The sequence below is a fragment of the Actinomyces haliotis genome, assembly GCF_015355765.1.
Classification (GTDB): Bacteria; Actinomycetota; Actinomycetes; order Actinomycetales; family Actinomycetaceae; genus Actinomyces; species Actinomyces haliotis.
Genome location: NZ_JACWNA010000001.1, coordinates 256,768 through 279,077 on the forward strand (window position 1 = coordinate 256,768; position 22,310 = coordinate 279,077).

Annotated in this window: 18 protein-coding genes, 3 tRNA genes and 1 pseudogene; 6 read left to right on the forward strand and 16 right to left on the reverse strand. The window is 73.2% G+C overall.

The window, feature by feature from the left end; translation table 11 throughout:
- Positions 1 to 7: 7 nt before the first annotated feature.
- From IXW69_RS00985 to IXW69_RS00995, 3 genes are all read left to right on the forward strand, one after another.
- Complete coding sequence (locus tag IXW69_RS00985) at positions 8 to 1,276, forward strand: hypothetical protein (RefSeq protein WP_407646502.1); 1,269 nt, start codon at positions 8 to 10, stop codon at positions 1,274 to 1,276.
- A 63-nt stretch (positions 1,277 to 1,339) separates the two neighbouring features.
- The gene (locus IXW69_RS00990) at positions 1,340 to 1,942 is read left to right on the forward strand and encodes a GtrA family protein (protein ID WP_194784516.1); all 603 of its coding nucleotides are present in this window, start codon (positions 1,340 to 1,342) and stop codon (positions 1,940 to 1,942) included.
- Between the two features lie 143 nt (positions 1,943 to 2,085).
- A complete protein-coding gene (locus IXW69_RS00995) occupies positions 2,086 to 2,805 on the forward strand; it encodes a VTT domain-containing protein (RefSeq protein WP_194784517.1) in 720 nt (239 codons plus the stop codon).
- A gap of 150 nt (positions 2,806 to 2,955) precedes the next feature.
- Here IXW69_RS00995 and IXW69_RS01000 read toward each other — a convergent pair whose 3' ends face one another.
- The 4 genes from IXW69_RS01000 to IXW69_RS01015 form a co-directional block, all read right to left on the reverse strand.
- Positions 2,956 to 4,035 carry a sensor histidine kinase gene (locus IXW69_RS01000; protein WP_194784518.1) on the reverse strand — a complete coding sequence of 360 codons (1,080 nt, stop codon included), beginning with the start codon at positions 4,033 to 4,035 and terminating at the stop codon, positions 2,956 to 2,958.
- 80 nt (positions 4,036 to 4,115) lie between these two features.
- Positions 4,116 to 4,784 (reverse strand): response regulator transcription factor, encoded by a 669-nt coding sequence (locus tag IXW69_RS01005; protein WP_194784519.1) that lies wholly within the window; start codon positions 4,782 to 4,784, stop codon positions 4,116 to 4,118.
- Between the two features lie 81 nt (positions 4,785 to 4,865).
- Positions 4,866 to 5,993, reverse strand: a complete 1,128-nt coding sequence (locus IXW69_RS01010; protein WP_407646503.1) for an adenylate/guanylate cyclase domain-containing protein — start codon at positions 5,991 to 5,993, stop codon at positions 4,866 to 4,868.
- Between the two features lie 88 nt (positions 5,994 to 6,081).
- Complete coding sequence (locus IXW69_RS01015; RefSeq protein ID WP_194784520.1) at positions 6,082 to 6,987, reverse strand: biotin--[acetyl-CoA-carboxylase] ligase; 906 nt, start codon at positions 6,985 to 6,987, stop codon at positions 6,082 to 6,084.
- Positions 6,988 to 7,036: 49 nt separating this feature from the next.
- Between IXW69_RS01015 and IXW69_RS01020 the strand changes: the two genes are divergently transcribed.
- Complete coding sequence (locus IXW69_RS01020; RefSeq protein WP_194784521.1) at positions 7,037 to 7,750, forward strand: Maf family protein; 714 nt, start codon at positions 7,037 to 7,039, stop codon at positions 7,748 to 7,750.
- Positions 7,747 to 11,451 (forward strand): carboxyl transferase domain-containing protein, encoded by a 3,705-nt coding sequence (locus tag IXW69_RS01025; RefSeq protein ID WP_194784522.1) that lies wholly within the window; start codon positions 7,747 to 7,749, stop codon positions 11,449 to 11,451. The genes IXW69_RS01020 and IXW69_RS01025 overlap by 4 nt, the downstream gene beginning before the upstream one ends.
- A gap of 90 nt (positions 11,452 to 11,541) precedes the next feature.
- On the opposite strand, the gene IXW69_RS01030 is transcribed toward IXW69_RS01025, so the two are convergent.
- The 6 genes from IXW69_RS01030 to IXW69_RS01055 all read right to left on the reverse strand — a co-directional run bounded on the left by IXW69_RS01030 (position 11,542) and on the right by IXW69_RS01055 (position 13,995).
- A complete protein-coding gene (locus IXW69_RS01030; RefSeq protein WP_194784523.1) occupies positions 11,542 to 12,324 on the reverse strand; it encodes a MarR family winged helix-turn-helix transcriptional regulator in 783 nt (260 codons plus the stop codon).
- A gap of 158 nt (positions 12,325 to 12,482) precedes the next feature.
- The gene (locus tag IXW69_RS11965; RefSeq protein WP_194784524.1) at positions 12,483 to 13,340 is read right to left on the reverse strand and encodes a MaoC/PaaZ C-terminal domain-containing protein; all 858 of its coding nucleotides are present in this window, start codon (positions 13,338 to 13,340) and stop codon (positions 12,483 to 12,485) included.
- Positions 13,341 to 13,374: 34 nt separating this feature from the next.
- On the reverse strand, positions 13,375 to 13,542 hold the full coding sequence (rpmG, locus tag IXW69_RS01040) for a 50S ribosomal protein L33 (protein WP_194784525.1): 168 nt from the start codon (positions 13,540 to 13,542) through the stop codon (positions 13,375 to 13,377).
- Positions 13,543 to 13,603: 61 nt separating this feature from the next.
- A tRNA-Met gene (locus IXW69_RS01045) sits at positions 13,604 to 13,677 on the reverse strand.
- A 41-nt stretch (positions 13,678 to 13,718) separates the two neighbouring features.
- Positions 13,719 to 13,790 (reverse strand) — tRNA-Thr (locus IXW69_RS01050).
- A 120-nt stretch (positions 13,791 to 13,910) separates the two neighbouring features.
- Positions 13,911 to 13,995 (reverse strand) — tRNA-Tyr (locus tag IXW69_RS01055).
- Positions 13,996 to 14,193: 198 nt separating this feature from the next.
- Here IXW69_RS01055 and IXW69_RS01060 point away from each other — a divergent pair.
- Positions 14,194 to 14,691, forward strand: a complete 498-nt coding sequence (locus IXW69_RS01060) for a YajQ family cyclic di-GMP-binding protein (RefSeq protein WP_194784526.1) — start codon at positions 14,194 to 14,196, stop codon at positions 14,689 to 14,691.
- A gap of 99 nt (positions 14,692 to 14,790) precedes the next feature.
- Here the strand turns inward: IXW69_RS01060 and htpX are convergent, their stop codons facing one another.
- The 6 genes and pseudogenes from htpX to IXW69_RS01090 all read right to left on the reverse strand — a co-directional run bounded on the left by htpX (position 14,791) and on the right by IXW69_RS01090 (position 22,297).
- Positions 14,791 to 15,657, reverse strand: coding sequence for a zinc metalloprotease HtpX (gene htpX / locus IXW69_RS01065; RefSeq protein WP_194784527.1), 867 nt, complete (start codon positions 15,655 to 15,657; stop codon positions 14,791 to 14,793).
- Positions 15,658 to 15,770: 113 nt separating this feature from the next.
- The gene (locus IXW69_RS01070; protein WP_323745098.1) at positions 15,771 to 16,283 is read right to left on the reverse strand and encodes a GNAT family N-acetyltransferase; all 513 of its coding nucleotides are present in this window, start codon (positions 16,281 to 16,283) and stop codon (positions 15,771 to 15,773) included.
- A 157-nt stretch (positions 16,284 to 16,440) separates the two neighbouring features.
- Positions 16,441 to 17,919, reverse strand: a pseudogene (locus IXW69_RS01075) (FAD-dependent oxidoreductase); the annotation flags it as partial.
- A gap of 156 nt (positions 17,920 to 18,075) precedes the next feature.
- On the reverse strand, positions 18,076 to 19,176 hold the full coding sequence (locus IXW69_RS01080; protein ID WP_194784530.1) for a polyprenyl synthetase family protein: 1,101 nt from the start codon (positions 19,174 to 19,176) through the stop codon (positions 18,076 to 18,078).
- Entirely contained in the window at positions 19,173 to 20,732 is a 1,560-nt protein-coding gene (gene nuoN / locus IXW69_RS01085) for an NADH-quinone oxidoreductase subunit NuoN (RefSeq protein ID WP_194784531.1), read from the reverse strand. The genes IXW69_RS01080 and nuoN overlap by 4 nt, the downstream gene beginning before the upstream one ends.
- Complete coding sequence (locus IXW69_RS01090) at positions 20,729 to 22,297, reverse strand: complex I subunit 4 family protein (RefSeq protein ID WP_194784532.1); 1,569 nt, start codon at positions 22,295 to 22,297, stop codon at positions 20,729 to 20,731. The genes nuoN and IXW69_RS01090 overlap by 4 nt, the downstream gene beginning before the upstream one ends.
- Between the last annotated feature and the right edge of the window lie 13 nt (positions 22,298 to 22,310).

Below are 22,310 nucleotides of genomic sequence, written 5' to 3' on the forward strand. Positions count from 1 at the left end.
TGCTCCCGTGCCGGCCACCTCACCAGACAGCATCCGAGACCGTGCCCCCGGCGAGGGCGCCCGGTCCTCCACCGGGTCCCCTCGCGGCTCGCGGGCGCTGCGAGTCCTCGCGGTCTGGGTCGCCGCCACCCTCGTCACCTTCGTCCTCGCGCGCCTGGGCGCGCAGGACACGCCGGCGACGCCGTGGGGCGGGGCCTCGCCCTCGTGGCAGGAGCACCTGGCCTTCTGGGACTCGGGCTGGTACGAGCGCATCGCCCGCGAGGGCTACCCGACGACGCTGCCGGTCGGCGCGGACGGAACGGTGAGCCAGAACGCCTGGGCCTTCATGCCGATGCTGCCGTGGCTGGCCGGCCTCCTGTCCTGGACCGGCCTCGGCTTCTACGTCCGCGCCGCACTGGTCTCCCTCATCGCCTCGGCGGGAGCGGCCGTCATCATGGACCAGTGGCTCGAGCCCCGCGTGGGCGGCCGGGTCTCCCTGTGGGGCGTCGCGCTCGCGTGGAGCGCCGCGCCGGCTCTCGTGCTGCAGGTCCCCTACGCGGAGTCCCTCGGGCTTCTGCTCGTCGGCTCCGTCATGCTGCTGGCGGACCGGCGGCTCTTCCTCCGGGCCGTCCCCCTGGTCCTGCTCGCGGCGCTCGCCAGGCCCGTCGGCGTGCCCCTCGCGGCGGGCCTGGGGCTGTGGTGGCTGCTCGAGCTGCTCGCGGCGCGCAGCGACGGGAGCGCGTGGTCCGCGCGGCTCGCCGTCCTGCTCCCCGGGGACGCGCGGCTGTCGGGCGCCGAGCGCGTGCGCCTCCTCGCTCTCACCGCGGTGAGCGCGCTCTCCGCCCTCGCGTGGCCCGTCATCGCCTGGGTCACGACGGGTCGATCCGACGCGTACACGGCCTCGGAGACCGCGTGGCGGGGCACCTCGCTCACGCCGTTCCTGCCGTGGCTCGACCGGGGCGGCTGGTGGGCCGGAGACCACCTCGGTCCGATCCTCCTCCTGGGCGTCCTCGCGCTGACGGTCCTCGCCCTCGCCGCGCCCGCCGCCCGTCGGCTCGGTGCCGCAGCGTGGTGCTGGTGCGTCGGGTACGTGCTCTACCTGCTCGCCTTCTTCGACCCGACCGCGTCCCTCATTCGGGTGCTCCTCCCGTTGGCGCCGCTCGGCTGGGCGGCGGCGTCCTCGGTGCGCTCCAGGCGTGCGCGCCTGGCGCTTCTCGCGGCGGGCGTCGTCGCCCAGGTGCTCTGGATCAGCTGGGTGTGGGACCTCGGGACCGTCTCCGTCCAGTGGGTGCCGTGACGCAGGACGACCTCACACCCCGGCCGACCGCTGACGCGCGCACCGCGGCCTAGGATCGCTCGCATGACCAGCGCGAAGAACCCCTCCCCCGTCGTCGACGAGCAGGAGGACGCACCGTCCTCGCTTCGCGACCGCGTGGTCGCCTGGATCAAGGAGTTCGTCCAGTTCGGGCTCGTCGGTGCGATGGCTTTCGTCATCGACTTCGGTCTCTTCAACCTCTTCCAGCACGGCCCGATCGGCTTCCTCGCCGGCCACCCGAACACGGCCAACGTCCTGTCGGCGACGATCGCGACGATCTTCTCGTGGGTCGCGAACCGCCTGTGGACCTACCGGGGACGCACGCAGGAGAACGCTGCCCGTGAGGCCCTGCTCTTCGCCTTCGCCAACATCGGCGGCGTCCTCATCACGCAGTTCTGCCTGCTCTTCACCCACCACATCCTGGGGCTGAAGGGTCCGCTCGCGGACAACATCGCCGCCTACGTCGTGGGATTCGGCCTCTCGACGGCCTTCCGCTTCCTCTTCTACCACTTCATCGTCTTCACCGGCTCGACGGAGGAGCCCGCCGCGGACGGCGTCGTGCTCGGCGCCTCGATCGGCGGGATCCCCGAGACCTGGGACGAGGCCGACGACGGCCCGCACGCCCCGTCCCGCGAGCAGGGTCGCTGACCTCCCAGCGCAGTGACCGCGGTCGAGGCTTTCGCGCTCCGGGGCCGACTCGCAGGCCGAGCCCGGAGCCACGTGCCCGATCGCACACGGCCCGTGTGACGGCGGTCAGCGCGGCACAGCCCCCTCGTCCCTAGCCTGAGCACGTGACTGCACTGCCCGCGGCCATCGCCGCCCTCTCCGGGAGCCTGCCGAACGCGCCGCTCCCCGCCCTCGGGCCCTCGTGGCTCGACGCGGCGAACATCATCACCAAGATCGTCGAGTGGTTCGGCCCCTGGGCCATCGTCGGCGTCATGCTCGTCATCTTCGCCGAGACGGGGCTCCTGGTCGGGTTCTTCCTGCCGGGCGACTCGCTCCTCTTCACCCTGGGCATGTTCGTCGGCCAGGGCGCCGTCGGCGTCAGCATCTGGGTGGCGGCCCCGCTGGTCCTCCTGGCGGCCGTCATCGGCAACCAGACCGGCTACGCGATCGGCCACAAGGCCGGGCCCTCGATCTTCAACAAGCCGGACTCGCGGTTCTTCAAGCGCGAGTACGTGGACCGGACGAGCGCCTTCTTCGAGCGCCACGGCGGCGCCGCCGTCACGCTCGCTCAGTTCGTGCCGATCGTGCGCACCTTCACCCCGGTCATGGCGGGAGTCGGGCGCATGCACTACCGGCACTTCTTCACCTTCAACCTCATGGGCGCGGTCCCGTGGGCCTTCGGCATCACGTGGCTCGGCTACCTCCTCGGCTCCATCACCTGGATCCAGAAGAACATCGACGTCATGATCGTCGCGATCATCCTCGTCTCCCTGCTCCCGATGATCATCTCGGGCCTGCGCGGCTGGCTGTCCTCGCGTCGCGGGAGCGCTGAGCCGCAGGCCTGATCGGCTCCTCCGTCCAGGCGCGCGCGAGGGCGGCCGCACCCCACAGGGTGCGGCCGCCCTCGTACGCGTCAGCCGATCCATGGGGCCTGTCGGCCCGGCCTCGGCCTGCCCTTCGCCGGCGTCCGCTCGAGGCCGTCGACGTGGACGGCCTCAGAACCTACCGCGCCGTCCAACGGAGACGAGCGCCCCCTCGGGCAGGACGTTGTTGGGGTCGAGGGACTTCGGGACGGCGTTGAGGAGGATGGAGAAGACCGCGGGGCGGCGTTGGCTCAGCTCAATCCGACCGCCGTCGGCCTCGACGAGGTCCTTGGCGAGCGCGAGGCCGACACCGGTGGACCCGTGGCCGGACACGGAGCGCTCGAAGACGTGGGGGGCGAACTCGTCCTCGATGCCCTCGCCCTGGTCAGCGACGTCGATGAAGACGCCGTGGCCGCCGTTGGCGCTGCGCACCGTGACCGAGGTGGTCCCGTCGCCGTAGCGCAGGGAGTTCTCGATGCACGTGGCGAGCTCCTGGGCGAGCGACCCACGGGTGGCGAGCACGGGCAGGCCGACCTCGTCGCTCATGACGAGGGCCCGTCCGGCCTCGGCGAAGGCGGGCTCCCACTCCTCGCGCTGCTGGGCGAAGACGTCCTCGAGGTGGAGGGCCTCGGTGGTGCCCCCGCCGGAGCGCCGGGAGATCTTGAGGAGGTCCTCGACGACGCCGGTGAGGCGCTCGACCTGCTCGACGCAGGCCCGGGCGCCCGCCTGGACCTCCGGGTCGTCGGAGAGCAGCTCGATCTCCTCCAGGCGCAGTGACAGACCCGTCAGCGGCGTGCGCAACTGGTGCGAGGCGTCGGAGGCGAACTGGCGCTCGGCGGCGAGACGGCCCGCGACCCGTTCCGCGGAGCGCACGAGCTCGGCCTGGACGAGGTCGATCTCCTCGATGCCGCTCTTCCTGACGCGCGGCCGCACCTGCCCCGAGCCGAGCTGCTCGGCCTCGGCGGCGAGGTAGATGAGCGGCGCGGAGATCCGGCGCGAGTAGCGCGCCGCGACCACCCAGGCGGCGAGGAGCGCGGTCGCAGCGAGGAGCACGATGATGAGGATGACGGTGAGGATGACCTGCGTCCGGGAGTCCGAGTCCCGGGTCGTGCGGAAGGTGACGAGGATCCAGCCCCCACCGAGCGGGACGCCCAGGAGCACGACGGCCACGCAGACCGCCGTCATCGTCATCTGCATCGCGCGTGCGCGCATGTGTCCTTCCTTCCCTTGGGACGACGGCGCCCCGGCGCTCGCGTGGGCGAGGGCCGGGGCGCCGCGACGTGCGGGTCCGGTCAGCCGACGAGGCGGTACCCGTCGCCGTCGGCGACGAGCAGGGCCGGGGCGTCGGCGTCGTCGCCGAGCTTGCGGCGCAGCCAGGTCACGTGCATCTCGACGGTCTGGTGGCTGCCCGTCGGGTCCTCGCCCCAGACCTCCTTGAGGATGACGTCCTCGGGGACCGCCTGGCCACCGCCGCGGACGAGCACGCGCAGGAGCTCGAACTCGCGCGTGGTGAGCTGGAGCTCGCGGCTGCCGATGAAGGCGCGGTGGGCGGCGACGTCGACGCGGACCTCGCCGCTGGTGAGCTCGTCCTCCGTGACCTCGCCGGAGGCGCGGCGGACCTGGGCGCGCACGCGCGCCAGCAGCTCCGCGAGGCGGAAGGGCTTGGTGACGTAGTCGTCCGCGCCGGCGTCGAGGCCGACGACGAGGTCCGTGGCCTCGGACCGCGCGGTGAGCATGAGGATGGGGATGGTGAGGCCCTGGGCGCGCACCTGGCGGGCGACGTCGAGGCCGTCGATGTCGGGCAGGCCGAGGTCGAGGACGATGATGTCCGCCCCGGAGACCTCCTCGAGAGCACCTCTGCCGGTGCCGTGGGCCCGGACCTCATAGCCCTCGCGTCCGAAGGCGCGCGCGAGCGGCTCAGAGATCGCGGGGTCGTCCTCAACGAGAAGCACTGTCGTCATGCCATGGATCGTAGGCGGTCGGCGCCCTCACGTCATCATTCTGGAGAGGGAGATCGCGTGGCGGACTCGCCCCGCCGCAAATCAGGCGCGCTCGAGCGACCAGGGCACGACGTTCCCGAGGCCCTTGGCGACCACCTCGTGGCAGCGGCGCACGACGTAGCGCTCCGCGACGTCGAGCTCCCCGATGGCCCTGGCGGTGGCCTCGTCCATGCGGATGCCGCCCGGCTCGGCCGTGTCGACGAGACGGGAGGCGAGGTTGACCGTGGGCCCGAAGACGTCGCCCGAGCGCGAGACGACGCGCCCCTGGACGAGGCTGGCGCGCACGAGCATCATCTCGGGGCCCGACTGGATCTCGTCGACGAGGGCGGTGACGACGTCGGCGGCGGTCTCGAGGTCGTCGGCGATGTACATGACGGCGTCGCCGATCGTCTTGACGACGCGCGCGCCCCGCGAGGTGACGACGTTGCGCGCCGTCGTCTCGAAGTCGTCGAGCATCGTCGCGAGCTCCTTGCGGCCCATGGTCTGGGCGCGCTGCGTGAAGGAGACGATGTCGACGAAGCCGAGCGAGCGGGTGAGGGGGTAGAGGTCGGGGCCGGCCTCCTCGCGGCCGCGCTGGGCGACCTCGGCCTCGGTGCGTCCGAGGAGGGAGGCGAGGTGACGGCGCCACACGTAGGTCAGCTGGTCGCTCATGGAGTGGGCCATCTCGTCGACGTGGTCGAGGACGACGAGCCGGGCGGAGGTGTCGTCGAGGTGGAAGCGCTGGGCGACGTCGGAGACGAGGATCTCCAGCTGCCACAGCACGAGGCGGTCCATGGTCTGGGCCTGGGCGCGCAGGAGCTCGAGGATGGAGCTCGCGGCGAGGCCACCACCGGGGGCGGACGGCGAGGGGATGCCGTCGTCGGTCTCGTCGATGAGGTCGGCGATGGCTCGCAGCGCGTCGACGTCGCGGGCGGTGAAGCGGACGTCGTCGGGGGCGAGGTCCGCGAAGCCCATGGCGCGCCAGAACTTGTGGGCGAAGGACAGGCTCGTCCCGGCCTCGCGCGCCAGCTGGCGGAGGCTGTAGACGGGGTCGCCGCCCAGGAGCATGCGCTCGTGGCCGGTGATGGTGGCCCAGTCGGCGGCGGGTCGAGGCGTGGCCGCCTGGCCCTGCGGGAGGCCCCGGTCGGGACTCTGGGACTCTCCCTCCGCGGGGGTCGGCTGCACACTCACGCCCGACAGGGTAGCGCAGGTCACAAGGGATGTCCCGTCCGGTCGGAAGGCGCCCGGCCAGGGCGCGAACGGTGTCCCGTGACAGCCCTCAGGCGCTGCGCAGGGAGCTGACGTCGCCCGCGGTCACGACGGTGCGTCCCTGTGCCGTCTCCAGGACGAGACCGGGCTCGAGCTCGACGGCGCGACCCGCCACGGGGCCGGCCGGGGCCTCGACCCGGACCTCCTGGCCGAGGGTGCGGCAGGCCTCCCGAAGGCGGCGGCCGAGGGCGCCGTCGGCAGCGTCGGGATCGCCTCCGAGCGCCTCCCAGCGGCCGACGAGGTCCACGAGGTGAGAGCCGAGAACGTCCAGGACCGCCTCCGGGGTCGTGCGGGCGCCGAGCTGGGCGAGCGAGGCGGCCCAGGGCACCGGGAGCTCGTCGGAGCCCTGGGCGACGTTGACGCCGACGCCGAGGACGACGGCGGGGGCCGTCTCGCGGGAGGCCGGGACACGTCCAGACTCCGGTGGTGCGGCCGGCGGCATGAGCTCCGCGAGGACGCCGACGACCTTGCGGCTCCTCCCCCAGCCCTCGACCGCCGGGGCGGTGTCCGCGCGCTCGGCGGCGTCGCCCTCCGCAGCCGTGACCGGGAGGACGACGACGTCGTTGGGCCACTTGGTCCACGCTCGCCACGGGGAACCCGCCTCGCCGAGGAGGGCGGCGACGGCGTCGCGGGCGGCCAGACCACCCAGGAGCGGGAGCCAGGCCAGGGTCTCGACCGGGACGAGGGGGCGCACGACGACGGACACGGTGAGGGCGCCGTCGACCGGGGTCTCCCAGCTGTGGTCGGAACGGCCACGCCCTGCGGTCTGGGTACGGGCACGCAAAGCGGAGAGGTGCGGCCACGGGCCCGCGGAGGCAGGGTCCAGGACGCCTCCGGGGCCGGTGAGGGCGGCGCGCAGGTCCGAGCTGGTCGATCCGGTGCGCTCGACGGTGCGCACGAGCAGGGCCTCGGTCATGCCAGGAGCGTAGCCGGGCGCCTCGCGCTCCCCTCGCTAGGCTGGGACCGTGCTCCTCCTCGCCTCGAAGTCCCCCGGTCGCCTCTCCACGCTCCGCGCCGCCGGCGTCGAGCCCCTCGTGCGCGTCTCCGAGGTCGACGAGCCGGCCGTCCTGGCGGCTCTCGCCCGCGAGCGCGCCGCCGCCGGCGTGCCGGAGCCGTCTCCCACCGAGCAGGTCCAGGCCCTCGCCCGGGCCAAGGCCCTCGCCGTCTCCGCGACGCTCACCGAGACGGAGCGCGCGGCACCGGGGCTCGTCGTCGTGGGCTGCGACTCGATGCTCGAGATTGACGGGGAGGTCGTCGGCAAGCCGCGCACCCCTGAGCGGGTCGTCGAGCGGTGGCGCGCCATGCGCGGGCGCCACGGCGCCCTGCACACCGGTCACTTCCTCGCGCGCGCCTCCGACGGCGCGACCGCCGAGGGGGTGTCCACGGCACGGCTCCGCTTCGCTGAGGTGAGCGACGCCGAGATCGAGGCCTACGCCGCCACCGAGGAGCCCCTGTGGTGCGCGGGCGCCTTCACGATCGACGGCCTGGGCGGGGCGTTCATCGAGTCCGTCGAGGGAGACCCTCACGGCGTCGTCGGGATCTCGCTGCCGCTCCTGCGCCGTCTGCTCGCCGGGCTCGGCGTCACGTGGACCGATCTGTGGCCCTCGTCGGCACCGGTCGCGGACCCAGGCAGCGCGGTCGACGCTCCGGCGCCGGACGGCGCGGGGGCGGACGCGTGAGGCGCCTCCTCGTCGCCGCGCGCGGGCTCACGGCCCTGCGGGTGGCTCGCAGCGCCCGGGGACTGGGATGGTCGCCGGTCGGCGTCGTCACGGCGCAGGACCGCGACGCGGTGTGGACGCGGGCGCTCGACGACGCCGCGGAGGTCCCCTCCTACGACGACGTCGACGCGCTCCTCGCGGCGGCCGACGCGCTCGGCGCGTCGGGACTGCACCCGGGCGTCGGCTTCGCGGCCGAGGAGGCCGCGCTCGCCCGCGGCGCCCTCACAGCCGGCCTGGTGTGGGCCGGTCCCTCCCCCGAGGCTCTCGCCCTGCTCTCCGACAAGGCTCGCCTCGCGGGCCTGCTGGACCAGCTCGGCGTCGAGGCGCCGCTCACCTCGGGCGTCCTCGACGACGTCTCTGCGCTCGAGCGCTTCCGCGAGCGCGTCGACGGCGCGGTCGTCCTCAAGGCGGCGCACGGCGGCGGCGGGCGGGGACTCACCCGGCTCCTCCCCGGCGCAGACGCGGAGGCCGCGTGGGCGGCGGCCGCCGGGCTCGGACCGCTCATCGCCCAGGCGGCGGCAACGCGCGCCCGGCACCTCGAGGTCCAGGCCCTGGCCGACGGCGAGCGGGTCCTCACCCTCGGCACCCGGGAGTGCACCGTGCAGCGCCGCTCCCAGAAGCTGATCGAGGAGGCACCGGCGGTCGTGGTGGCTCCGGAGGCCGTCGTGGTGATGGAGGAGGCGACCCGACGCGTCCTGGGAGCCGTCGGCTATCGCGGCGCCGCCACCTGCGAGTTCCTCCTCCCCGAGGGCGGCGCGCCCCGGCTGCTCGAGGTCAACGCGCGGCTCCAGGTCGAGCACGCCGTCACCGAGGAGACGACCGGCGTCGACCTCGTCGCCGCGCAGCTGCTCGTGGCCGAGGGGCGCACCGCCGCCGGGGCGCTCCGTGAGGCCGGCCCCGGGGCCGAGCTCTTGCGCGACCGCGTCACGCTCGCCGGGCACGCCGTTGAGGCCCGCGTCTACGCGGAGGACCCGGCCACGCTCCTGCCGCAGGCCGACGAGCTGCTCGGCGTCGAGGTCCCGGTGTCCCTGGCCCGCGAGCGCGAGGCCGTGGCGACCGAGGAGCCGGTCGGGACGCCACGGCTGCGCGTCGAGCGCGGCACGTTCCAGGGCGACGCGCTGCGCCCGGAGTACTCCGAGCCCCTCGCACTGGTCACGGGCGTGGGCGCCGACCGTGAGGAGGCCGTCAGCGCGCTCGACGAGGCGCTCGGCCAGGTGGCCGTCCGCGGTCCGCTCGCGCTCGTCCCCTTGCTGCGCCGGGTCCTCCACGAACCGGCCTTCCTCGACCCGCGCGGGCTGTGGACGCGGTGGCTCGAGGACGGCCTCCTGGACGGCCCCGGCCTGAGCGCGCCGGGCACGGGCGCCCCGCCCGTCCAGGCCGGCCCGTCGTCCGGACCGCAGGAGCTCCGGGCCCCCATGCCGGCGACGCTCCTCTCCGTCCGTTGCGCCGGGCCCGTCCGCGCGGGCGAGCAGGTCGCGGTGCTCGAGGCGATGAAGATGCGGCTGCCGGTGCGGGCCGAGCAGGACGGCGACCTCGTCGTGGGCTCCGCCGAGGCGCCGCGGGCGGTGCGCGCCGGTGAGCTCCTCGGGCGCGTCCTGCCGCAGGGGTCCTCCCTGCCAGGGCCTGCGCCGTCGCAGGCTGCTGTCCCGGGCGACCGCGCGCCGGCGCCGTCCGAGGCACCGGCTCCCGCACCTCGGCGCCGCAGCGCCCGCGAGCGCGTCGAGGAGCTCGTCGATCCCGGCTCGCTGAGGGACCTCGTCGACGAGGACGCCGTCCTCACGGCCCGCGCCCGGCTCGCCGGCCGCGAGGTCGCGGTGTGGGCCCAGGACCCCACGAGCATGGGCGGCACCATGGGCCTGGCCGAGTCCCGTCGGGTGGCCGCGCTCATCGACGCCGCCGCCTGCGACGTCGTCCCCGTGCTCTCGCTGCTCGACGGCGGGGGTGCCCGCGTCCAGGAGGGCGTCGACGCCCTGGCAGGGGCAGGCCTCGTCCTGGCCGCCGAGACGCGCGCCCGAGGCCGCACCGCTCAGGTGGGGCTCGTGCTCGGCGCCGCCGCCGGGGGCGCGGCCTACGCCCCGGCGCTCACGGACGTCCTCGTCATGGTCGAGGGCGCCGCGCGCGTCCTGCTCACGGGCCCCGCGGTCGTCGCCTCGGTGACCGGCGAGCAGGTCGACGCCGAGTCCCTCGGGGGCGCTGCCCTCCACGCCCGTCGCGCGGGGACCGCCCACCTCACCGTGCCCGACGAGCGCGCGGCGTGGGCCGCCGCGCGACGGGTCCTCGGCTACGCGCCGCTTCCCGCTCGCCCGCTCCTCGCCGGGGCGACGCCGACGGGCCGGGCCCTCCCGATGCGCGTCGGCGGTGCCGGCCGGCTCGCCGTCCCCACGGACCTCGGGACCGGTTCCGTGCTGCCCTCGGACCCCACCCAGCCCTACGACGTCCGTGACCTCCTCGCTCGGCTCGTCGACCGCGGGGACCTCCTCGAGCTGCGGCAGGACTGGGCGGCCTCGGCCGTGACGGGGCTGGCCCGAGTGGGCGGGGTGCCGGTCGGCGTCGTCGCCACCCAGCCGGCGGTGCTCGCGGGCGCGCTCACGGCGCGGACTGCTCAGAAGATCGAGGAGCACCTCGCCCTGTGCGTGCGTCTCGGACTGCCCGTGCTCACCGTCGTCGACACGCCGGGGTTCCTGCCCGGGACCGAGTCTGAGGCCGAGGGTGTCGTCCGGCACGGGGCGCGCCTCGTGGAGGCCTACGCGAGGGCCGGTGAGCGGGCGCGCCTCGTCACGCTCCTCACCCGTCGGGCCTACGGCGGGGCCTACGTCGCCCTCGGCTCCACGCCGCTGGCGGGAGCGCTCTCGCTCGCGTGGCCGACCGCCCGCCTCGGCGTCATGGACGCGGGATCGGCCGTCGACCTCGTCAACCGACGGGAGCTCGCCGCTGCCCGTTCGGACGGGGGCGACGCGGCCGCCGACGCGCTGCGCTCACGGCTCGTCGCCGAGCAGGAGCGCGAGGAGTCGCCGTCGGGCGCCGTCGAGCGCGGGTGGATAGCCGAGGTCGTCGATCCGGCCTCCACGAGGGCCCGGCTGGCGACGGCCTTCGCCGCGCCCGGGCCGGGCGCCCCGCTGCTGCGCCCCGTCGGGGGCGTGCGTCACCCGGGCGACGGCTGGGTCGAGTGCGGTTGCGGCCGTCGGCACTGGGGGCGCAACGGAGCAGCCGGGATGCTCGTGTGGCGGCGACGCGAGGAGTCCCTCGAGGTGCTCCTCCAGCTGCGGGCCGCGTGGACGCACCAGGGCGGCACGTGGGGCGTGCCCGGCGGCGCCGTCGCCGACGGCGAGGGCTCCGCGTCGGCCGCCCTGCGCGAGCTCGAGGAGGAGGCGGGCCTCCCGGCGCGGCTGCTCCGCCTCGGCGCGCCTCACGTCCAGCAGCACCCGGACTGGTCGTACACGACCTGGACGGCGCAGGGGCCATCGGCGGCCGCGTGGGACGCGCTGCTGCCGGCGGACGGCGAGTCCGACGCCCTGGCCTGGACGACGCTGCGCACGACGGCGTCGGGCACGTGGGCGCCGCCGGCTCCCTCCGGCGCGCAGGCGGGCCCCCTCCTGCCGGCCCTCGCGGCCGTGTGGGACGAGCTGGCGGCGCTGCTGCCGCAGCCGGGCTCCCAGGGCTGAGTCACCAGGCGACCAGCGGGGCCGCTCCTCGACGACGACGCCGGCCCGTTCCCTCGTGGGGGCGGGCCGGCGTCCTCGTGCGCTTGAGGCTCAGATCTCGACGTCGCCGGGCTCGACGAGCGAGCGCAGGAGGACGGTGAGCTCTCCGAGCTGCTCGCGGTCGAGGTGGTCGATGACGTGCCGACGGACGCCGTCGAGGTGGATGGGGGCAGCGGTCCGCAGGAACTCCTCGCCGGCCTGGGTGAGGTGGCAGTTGACGCCGCGCTTGTCCATCGTGCAGGCGGTGCGCTCGACGTAGCCGGCCTTCTCGAGGCGGCCGACCGTGTGGGTGAGGCGTGAGCGGGAGTGGGAGACGTTCTCAGCGAGGGCGGACATGCGCAGGGTGCGGTCCTCAGCCTCGGAGAGGCGGACGAGGATCTCGTACTCGTGCATGGAGATCCCGGCCCCGGCCTCGAGCTCGTGGTTGAGCTTGGCGGTGACGGCGGTGGAGGCGGTGAGGAAGGCGCGCCAGGCGTTCATCTCGGTCGTGTCGAGGTAGCGGGCCTGGGCGGGGGCGCCGCAGGACGAGGCGGCGGAGGACTGGGCGCAGGCGGTATCGGCCGGAGCCTGGGACTGGCCGCAGGAGGCCGCGTCGGACTGCTCCGCCACGGTGCTCTGCCCGCAGGCGCTCGTCGTGGGAGCGGCCGCGCTCTGGCCGCAGGAGGAGGCGGGTGCCGAGTCCTGCCCGCAGGCCGTGCTCCCGGGCGCCGCGGCGTCCTGGCCGCAGGAGCTCGGGGTCTCGGGGACCTGCTGGCCGCAGCTGCTCGCGGGGGCGGCATTCTGCCCGCACGCGGCCGCGGGCGCCGTGGTCTCCGTCTGCTCGATGGTGCTCATCGAACTCACCGTCCGTTCCTCGTGCCCGCGCGCGGGAGGCCGCGCCGGGCCTCCTCGCCGGGTCATTCATATTTGAACGACCTCCGGTGCACCTGTATATCACCGTAGACAGGGCGTGGTCTCGTGGGTCCTGTCACCCGCTCGACGTGCTCCGCCGCTCAGCCGCGGCGGAGCAGCGTCCGCCCGCCGGCGAGCACGGTGCCACTCACCTCGTCCACGGCGATCTCGCAGCCGCACTCCGGCACGGCGCAGGGCGCGAGGAGGCGCAGGTCGACCACCCCGTCCCTGGCAGGCGTGACGGCGAGGCTGATCGCGCCGAGAAGGAGGCCGTGGGCGACGACCTCGTCACGCCCGACGGACAGACCAGCCTCGAGGGCGGCCCCCGGTCGGAGGTGAACGGCGTTCCGGTCTCCGGTCGCCCCACCCCACGCGGCGACCGCCGCGGGCGTGACCCGGACCATGTCGACTGACCGGCCGGCGAGCGCGGACGACGACGCCGCCGCTGCGCGTAGCGGCCTCGCCGGGGTCGCCTGGTCACGCGCCCCCGACTCGACGGCGGCTCCGGCGGCGTGCTCCGCGACGGTCTCAGGTGCAGGCGCCTGCGCGCTCCCCTCCGATCTGCGCCGCGCCAGCTCGTGGACGACGAGAACGTCGTCGACCTCCACCTCGGCCCGGGCGGTCCACCAGCCGGCGCGCTCCGCCGCTCGCAGGGACCGGAGCACCGGCCTGGCGGCGTCGCCCGCGCCGCTCCCCAGGTCGTCGAGGGAGTCTCGGCGCGCGGGCCGGATCCGGCAGCGGCGGTGGACGAGTCCGTCCCAGGCCACGTCGAGGGCGCCGTCGGCGAGGAGCTCGAGCGCCGCGACCGCGGGCCCGATCGTGCGGGCCGCCGCCGTCACGCCGTCGGGCTCGTCCCTGCCGGCGCCGGGCAGGAGCGTGCTCAGGACGCGGACCATGGCCGCCTCCCGGGCACGACGAAGCCCCGCCGACTCGGGGTCGACGGGGCTCGCGGTGCTCACGCCGGAATGCTACCGGCTGTGAGGGGAACCGGCCTCAGCGGGTCTCGCGGTGCTCGGTGTGCTTGCCGCAGCGCGAGCAGAACTTGTTGACCGCGAGGCGGTCAGGGGTGTTCCGCCGGTTCTTCTTGGTGATGTAGTTGCGCTCCTTGCACTCCGAGCAAGCCAGAGTGATCTTGGGGCGAACGTCGCTGGACTTAGCCACGTGTCTCTCCTCTGTGTGATCCTCGAGGGGCGCGCGAGGGCTGCCTTGCTCGAATCTTGCGTAGCGGGGGAGGGACTCGAACCCTCGACCTCACGATTATGAGTCGTGCGCTCTAACCAGCTGAGCTACCTCGCCATATCAACACAATGGGGGCCGAAGGGCCCCCGCTGCATCCGAGCCTCGAACGAGGATTGAACTCGTGACCTCTTCCTTACCAAGGAAGTGCTCTACCACTGAGCTATCGAGGCAACGAGCGGGATCCTAGGCAGATCCGGATCACTGTCGCAATCCGGAGCCGAGTGGACTCGCTCACTGCGGGGCGCCCCACGAGGGGGCGTCCGGATCATCGAACCGGGGCCCGGTGATCGTGGTGGCGGGTGAGGGATTCGAACCCCCGTAGCATTCCGCGGCTGATTTACAGTCAGCTCCCATTGGCCGCTCGGGCAACCCGCCTCGCGCCTGACGTGGAGCCCGTGGGCTCACCTCTTGGCGCCGTGGAAGAATAGCAAGCCGACGGACCGGGGCGCCAATCGCGGGGCTGGGACCCTGCTCACACGCCCTCGAGGGCCCGTCACCGCCCGACGGCAGAGCGGCGAGATCCTCACGACGCCCCGCCGCTCACCACTACCACCACGTGATGAAAGGACGCCCATGGCCTCCGAGTCCTCCTTCGACGTCGTCTCCAAGCTCGACCGGCAGGAGGTCGACAACGCGGTCAACCAGACCGCGAAGGAGATCTCCCAGCGCTACGACTTCCGCGGCGTCGACGCCGGCATCGACCTCTCCGGGGACGCGATCACCCTGCAGGCCAACTCGGCCGAGCGGGTCCTGGCGGTCCTCGACGTCCTCCAGTCCAAGCTCTTCCGCCGCGGCGTCTCCCTCAAGGCCCTCGACCTCGGCGACAAGGAGCCCAAGCCCCAGGGCAAGGTCTACACGATGGTCTGCCCGCTCAAGGAGGGCCTCACGCAGGACGTCGCCAAGCAGATCACCAAGGCGGTCCGTGACGAGTTCCCCAAGGGCGTCAAGGCGACGATCCAGGGCGACGAGGTCCGCGTCTCCTCCAAGTCGCGTGACGACCTCCAGGCCGTCATCACCCTGCTCAAGGGCCTCGACGTCGACGCCGCGCTCCAGTTCGTCAACTACCGCTGACCGGGTGTCGGCCCCGTCACGGGCCCTGGTCATGGTGACGGGCCCTGCCCACCGCTCGCTGCGGTGGGCAGGGCCCGTCGTCGTCACGTGCTCAGCGGCTCAGTAGCCGGCCATCTCCTCGAGCCGGCGGATGCGCTGGTCCATCGGCGGGTGCGTGGAGAACAGGTTCCTCGCGCCCCCGAAGGGGTTGGCGATCATCATGGCGCTCACGGGCTCGACCTTCGGGTCCTGGGCCATGGGGCGTGCGGCGACGCCCGTCTCGAGCTTGCGCAGGGCGCTGGCGAGGGCCAGCGGATCGTTGGTGAGGACCGCGCCGTCGTGGTCAGCGTCGTACTCGCGGGTCCGGGAGACGGCGAGCTGGGTGACCGTGGCGGCGAGTGGGGCCAGGACGGCGAGGAGGATGAGGGCGATCGCGTTGCCCTCGCGGCGGTCGCGGCCGCCTCCGCCGAACCAGAGGACCATCGAGGAGATGCTCGAGATGATCCCGGCTATGCCGGCGGCGACGGAGCCGGTGAGGATGTCGCGGTTGTAGACGTGGGAGAGCTCGTGGCCGAGGACGCCGCGCAGCTCGCGCTCGTCGAGGAGCTGCAGGATGCCCTGCGTGCAGCAGACGGCGGCGTGCTCGGGGTCGCGGCCCGTCGCGAAGGCGTTGGGGCTCATCGTCGGTGCGACGTAGAGGCGGGGCATGGGCTGACCGGCGCTCGCCGAGAGCTCGCGGACGACGGCGTACATGACCGGCGCCTCCGCCGGCGAGACCTCGATCGCGCCCATGGAGCGCACGGCGAGCCGGTCGGAGTTCCAGTACGAGTAGGCGGTCTGGGCGATGCCGATGACCGGCATGATGAACAGCCACACCGAGGAGCCGGTGCCCCGTGCGAGCAGCCAGCCGATGAGGAGCAGGAGGCCCCACAAGCCGCCCATGAGGGCGGCTGTCTTGAGCCCGTTGTGGTGGTCGGTTGCCGTCATGCCCTGAGTCTACGAAGAGCCCCTGGGCGCCTGCTGTGAGGGCTCGTGCCGCGGCCTGCCGGCGCGGACTGCCCGTCGAGCACGGCCCCTCGCCGTGGCCGCTGGACCCCGGCTCAGCCCCGAGGCGCGAGCCGCGTCCCCGTGAGGCCGTGGTCGAGGTGGTGGAGGAGTGCTCGGTACCGCTCCGCGCTGAAGGGCGCGCCGTCGACCTCGCGGACCAGCGGCCAGTACTCGCCGGTGGCGTCGGTGAGGGCGAGGCCGGTGTCCCGGAAGCCCGCTCTCTCGTAGAAGGCGAGGCGTCGCCGCCTCTGCTCGGCGTTCGGGGCCTCGTCCACGACGGGCTCCACGTCGAGGACGATCGTGCATGACGGGTGACGGCGTGAGAGCTCGGCCAGGAGCCGGGAGCCCACGCCCCTCCCCCGCGTCGTCGGGTCGACGGCGAGGTAGAAGAGGTAGAGCAGGCTCTCGCCCGGCCGCCTCACCGTCCAGGTGAGGGCGCTCGGCGAGGTGCGGCCCGGGTCAGCGTCGTCGTACCAGGCGACGAGGTCGATGCCCGAGCGGAGGCTCAGCGCGTGGAGAGCGGTCCAGGGAAGCCGCTCGGAAGGTGGGAAGGCCTCCTGGTACACGCGGCGCGCCCACCGGTCGGCCCGGGTAAGAGGGCGGACGCGGTGGGCGCGCACCGTCTCAGGCCTGCTCGGGAGCGGGCACCTGCGCACTGGGCTCGACGCCCTCGGCGCCCCGGCGCTCGCGCGCTGCGGCGGCCTCCTCGCGCAGGTCGTCGGGGAGCCGGTCGGCGACGCGCTCGGGGACGCGGTCGGCGTCCGGCTGGCCGATGAGGTCCGCGGGGACCTCGGTCGAGCGCGAGATCGCGGTCATGGCGTGACGGTCGACGACCTTGACGCGCTCGCGCGGCCTCTCGTCGCCGCCCGTGACGACGACCTCGCCGAAATCGTCTCCCAGCGTGCGCTCGTAGGCGTCGAGGAGCTCCCAACCCTCCCACGTGGTGTACGGGATGGAGCGGGAGTCCAGCAGGGCGAGGAGCGCGTCGTGGCCGACCTCCTTCTCGTCGTCGGTCGACGCGTGCAGGAGTCCGGCCTGCGCGTCCTCGACGAGGTGGGAGATCGTCTCCTGGGCGTCGGACTTCGTCGAGCCGATGAGGCCGACGGGTCCGCGGCGGATCCAGCCGGTCGCGTAGACGCCGGTGACGGGCTTGCCCTCGGCGTCGATGACCCGGCCGCCCTCGTTGGGCAGGACGTGGTGGACGTAGTCGAAGGGCAGTCCCTCGATGGGGCTGCCGGCGTAGCCCACGGCCCGGTAGACCGCCTGGACCGGCCAGTCCTTGTACTCCCCGGTGCCGGAGACGGAGCCATCGCCGTTGAGGCGTGTGCGCTCGGTGCGCAGGCCCGTCACGTGCCCCTCGTCGTCCAGGAGGACCTCGCTGGGCGACTGGAAGAGGTGCAGGTGGATCGTGTGGGAGGCCGTGAGGTCCTCCGGCTCCTGCATGGCGTAGTTCTCCAGAGCCTTGACGACCTGGCGCTGCTGGTTCGAGGACCGCAGCGCCTCCTCGGAGCCCTCGTCGTACTCGAAGTCCTCCTCGTCGACGGTGACGTCGACGTCGGGCTGCTTGCCGAGCTCACGCAGCTCCAGCGGGGTGAACTTCACCTGCGCCGGGCCGCGGCGTCCGAAGACGTGGACGTCGGTGACCGGCGAGGACTTGAGCGTCTCCGCGACGTTCTCTGGGATCTCGGTGACCATGAGGTCCTCGGGGTGCTTGGCGAGCACACGGGCGATGTCGAGGCCGACGTTGCCGACACCGATGACCGCGACCTCCTTGGCTGACAGGTCCCAGGTGCGCGGGTGGTCCGGGTGGCCGTCGTACCAGGACACGAAGTCGGCGCCGCCGTAGGACTCGGGCGCGTCGATCCCCGGGATGTCGAGGTCGCGGTCGTGGTCGGCGCCGGTGGACAGGACGAGGGCGTCGTAGTGCTCGAGCAGCTCGGCCACGGAGACGTCCCGACCGACCTCGACGTTGCCGATGAGCCGGATGTCGCCTCGCTGCAGGATCTTGTAGAGCGCCACGATGATCTGCTTGATGCGCGGGTGGTCGGGGGCGACGCCGTAGCGCACGAGCCCGTAGGGGGCGGGCAACCGCTCGAACAGGTCGATACAGACCTCCATGCCCGACTTCGAGAGGATGTCCGAGGCGTAGATGCCCGCGGGACCGGCTCCGATGACGGCGACATTGAGAGGACGTGCGTTCACAGTTCTTCGTTCCTGTAAGCGGTGGATGGGGAGCGCCGTCCCGTGAGCCACCGGCCCAGCGGAACGACGCTGTCCAGTTTATTGATTCGAGACTGACCGTCCCAATGCTGTCCACCACGCCGGGTGCGCACCCGGTCGGGCTCCGTGCGCCGCGGATCAGGCGGCGCGGTCCACCAGGACGCGCGCGAACTCCTCCATGCCCTCGCGCACGAGCACGACCCGCTCGCGGGCGTCGGCGACAGCGGCATCGACCACGGTCTCCTCGCAGCCGGCGAGGCGCTCGCGCGTGCCGGCGACGACGGCGTCCTCGAGGCCGGCCAGGACGGCGACGGCCTCATGGGCCCACTGCGTCGCCATGGCGCGGGTGCGCTCGAGGACGGGGTGGACGCGGAACCGGTCGACGACGCTGGCGAGGACGACGTCGTCGGCGAGGTCGCCGGCGGACAGGGTCGAGAGGATCGACTGGCCCGCCGCGTCGAGCTCGCCGGCGGCCAGGGCCTGGCGCAGGAGCAGGACGGGCATGGTGTCGACGCCCTCGCGCAGGTCCGTGCCCGGGGTCTTGCCGGTGGTGGCGGAGTCACTGGTGAGGTCGATGACGTCGTCGGCGAGCTGGAAGGCGACGCCGATCTTCTCGCCGAACTCCTCGACGATCCGCTCGGTCTCCTCCCCGGCCCCGGTGAGCATGACCCCGTAGCGGGCGGAGACTGCGATGAGGGAGCCGGTCTTGTCCGCGAGGACGTCGATGTAGTGCTCGACCGGGTCGGTCCCGGCGGGACGCGGGAGGGTCTCGTGGAGCTGGCCCATGCACAGGCGCTCGAAGGTCTTCGCGTGGGCGAGGACGGCCTTCGGGCCCAGCGCCGCGACGAGCTGTGAGGCGCGGGCGACGAGGACGTCGCCCGTGAGGATGGCGGCCGAGTTGCCCCAGACGGTCTGGGCGCTCGGGGCGCCGCGCCGCAGCGGGGCGTCGTCCATGACGTCGTCGTGGTAGAGCGTCGCGATGTGCGTGAGCTCGACGGCGACGCCGGCGTCACGAACCTGCTCCCCCGTGGCGAGGGCCGGGTCGCCCAGCTGCGCGGTGAGCAGCGTGAGCACCGGTCGGAGCCTCTTCCCACCGGCCTGCGCGAGGTGCGAGGTGGGCGGGTTGATGGTCTCGTCGGCGTTGTTGACGACCTCGAGCAGCCTGGTCTCGACGGCATCGAGGGCCGGAGAGATCCGGCCCTCGAGCTCAGGGGTGTCCAGCGGGAGCGATCCGATCACGGGACGAGCATAGCGGCGTTGCTCAGGGCGGTCAGAACCACCTGGGGCAGGACGCCGAGGACGATCGTGAGGATGACGGACAGGGCCACCGCGGTGGTGATGAGGCCGTCGGAGCGGACGATGACCGTCCCCCCCTCCGGGTCGCGGAAGAACATGAGCACGATGAGGCGCATGTAGAAGAACGCGGTGATCATCGAGGAGATGACCGCGGCGACGACGAGCCAGCTGGCGCCGCCCTGGACACCGGCGATGAAGAGCTCGAACTTCCCGATGAAGCCCGCGGTCAGCGGGATGCCCGCGAAGGACAGGAGGAAGAGGGCCATCGAGCCGGCGAGCCACGGGGAGCGCTTGCCGAGGCCGCGCCAGGCGTCGAGGTCGGTGGCCTCGGCGCCGGCGGCGCCGTCGTGGCTCTGGCGGACCAGGCCGACGACGGCGAAGGCGCCGACCGTGGAGACGCCGTAGGCGAGGGCGTAGAAGAGGATGGCACGCAAGCCCATGCCGTTGAAGGCGATGACGCCGATGAGCATGTAGCCGGCGTGGGCGATGGCCGAGTAGGCGAGCATGCGCTTGACGTCGCCCTGGACGACGCCCACGAAGGTGCCGACGACCATGGTGAGGATGGCGACGGTCCACAGGAACGGGGCGAGGTCCCAGCCGAGGTTGCCGGCGACGACGTAGTAGAAGCGCACGAGCGCGAGGAAGGCGGTCGCCTTGACGCCGGCCGCCATGAAGGCGGTGACGGGGGTCGGGGCGCCCTGGTAGACGTCCGGGCTCCAGGCGTGGAAGGGGGCGGCCGCGGTCTTGAACAGGAGGCCGATCGTCACGAGGGCCACGCCGGCCAGGGCGAGCCAGTCCATGCCGGAGACCCCGCCGGTCTGGACGGCCTTCGCGATGCCCGCGTAGTCGACGGCGTCGGAGAAGCCGTAGAGGAAGGCGGAGCCCATGAGGAGGAAGGCCGAGGCGAAGGCACCCAGCAGGAAGTACTTGAGCGCGGCCTCCTGGGACAGGAGGCGGCGGTGCCGGGCCGTGGCCGCCATGATGTACAGCGGCAGGGAGACGAGCTCGAGCATGACGAAGAGGCTGATGAGGTCGTTGGCGACCGGGAACAGCATCATGCCGGCGAGCGAGAAGAGCGTCAGCGGGAAGACCTCGGTGGAGACCCAGCCGGCGTGAAGGGACTCGGTCTCCTCGGCGGAGCCGGGCCGGTCCGCGGGCTGGGCGGCGAAGAAGCCTTCGCCGGTCGAGGTGCGGTCCGCGATGACGAGCAGCGAGAGCAGCCCGATGACGAGGAGCACGCCCTGCGCGGCGACGGCGAAGGGGTCCTCCGCGAAGCCGGTGGAGAGGGTGCCCGCGCCGTCGTGGCGGACGACGCCCCAGCGCGCGGCGAGCGCGACGCCGGATCCGAGGACCGCGAGGAGCGACAGGACGGTCTGGACGCCGTGGCGCGCCCTGCGCGGCACGAAGGCCTCGATGAGGACGCCGAGGACGCCGGCGCCCAGGATGATGATGACCGGGGTGAGGCCGGCCCAGTTGATGGTCGGGGCGGTGAAGCTCACTTGGTGATCCCTTCCTGAGCGGTGGGGGCGAGGACGGCGGAGGCCGCCGCGTCACCGGAGGTGGTGCTGGTCGTCTGGGCGACGTCCTTCGCGACGCCGTCGACGGCGTCGGTGAGGAAGGCCGGGGCGAAGCCGAGCACGAGCATGGCGACGATGACCGGGACGACGACGATCTTCTCGCGCAGGTCCATGTCGCCGCGCTGGGCGACGCGATGCGTCCACGCCTTGGTGGGCGCGCCGGTGAAGACGCGCTGGTAGGGCAGCAGGACGTAGACCGCGGCGATGATGACGCCGAGGACCGCGAAGATCCCGAGGACCACGGAGACCGAGAAGGTGCCGGTGAGGACCATCCACTCCGGCACGAAGCCGGACAGGCCGGGCAGCGCGATCGAGGCGAGGCCGGAGACGAGCCAGGTGCCCGCGATGAGAGGAAGGACCCGGGCCATGCCGCCGAGCTCGGAGATCCGGACCGTGCCGGTGCGGCGGGCCAGGAAGCCCGTCACGAGGTAGAGGCCGGCGATCGAGAGGCCGTGGGCGACCATGTAGACCATGGCGCCGGTGGCGGCGATCTGGCTGCCGATGAAGATGCCCAGCACCATGAAGCCGAAGTGGCTGATCGAGGTGTAGGAGATGAGGCGGTACAGGTTGTCCTGGCCGACGGCGGCGAGCGCCCCGTAGAGGATCGAGATGACCGCGAGGACCATGATCGGCGTCGCCGCCCAGCGGGAGGCCTCCGGGAAGAGCGGCAGGACCAGGGTGATCATGCCGAAGGTACCGATCTTGTCCAGGATGCCGATGAGGAGGACCGAGGTGCCCGGGGTCGCCTGCTCGGCCGTGTCGGGCAGCCACGTGTGGACCGGGAACATCGGGGCCTTGATCGCGAACGCGATGAAGAGGCTGAGGAACATGATCCGCTGCGTCGACCGCGAGGCGGTGAGGTGGCCGACGAGGCTGGACAGCAGGTAGTTGCTGTCGCCGCCGGGGCCGTACACGTACAGCATGGCGACGCCGACGAGCATGATGAGTCCGCCGGCCAGCGAGTACAGGAGGAACTTGAGGGCCGCGCGGTGGCGGTCCGGTCCACCGAAGCGCCCGATGAGGAAGTACACCGGGATGAGCATGGCCTCGAAGCAGATGTAGAAGAGGAAGACGTCCTGCGCCGCGAAGATGACGACGATGAAGGCCTCGAGGAGGAGGACGAGGGCGGAGAAGCCGCCCTGCCGCTCGGGCTCGACCTCGCCGTGGGAGGCGAGCATGACGATCGGGACGAGGAAGACGGCCAGGAGGAGCATCGCCAGGCCGAGGCCGTTGACGCCCAGGGCCCAGGAGATGCCGAGCGCTGAGATCCAGGAGTGGGTCTCGGCCAGCTGGACGGTGCCGCCCTGGCCGGCGTCGAACTGCGTCACGGCGAGGACGCCGATGACGAGCTCCGCGAGGGAGAAGACGAACCCGACCGTGCCGCCGAGGCGGCGCAGCGGTGCGACGCCCCAGAGGAGCAGCGCCCCGACGAGCGGGACGAGCACCATGAGGGTCAGCATGGGGAACGATGCGGTGATGGACTGCATGTGGTCGTGTCCT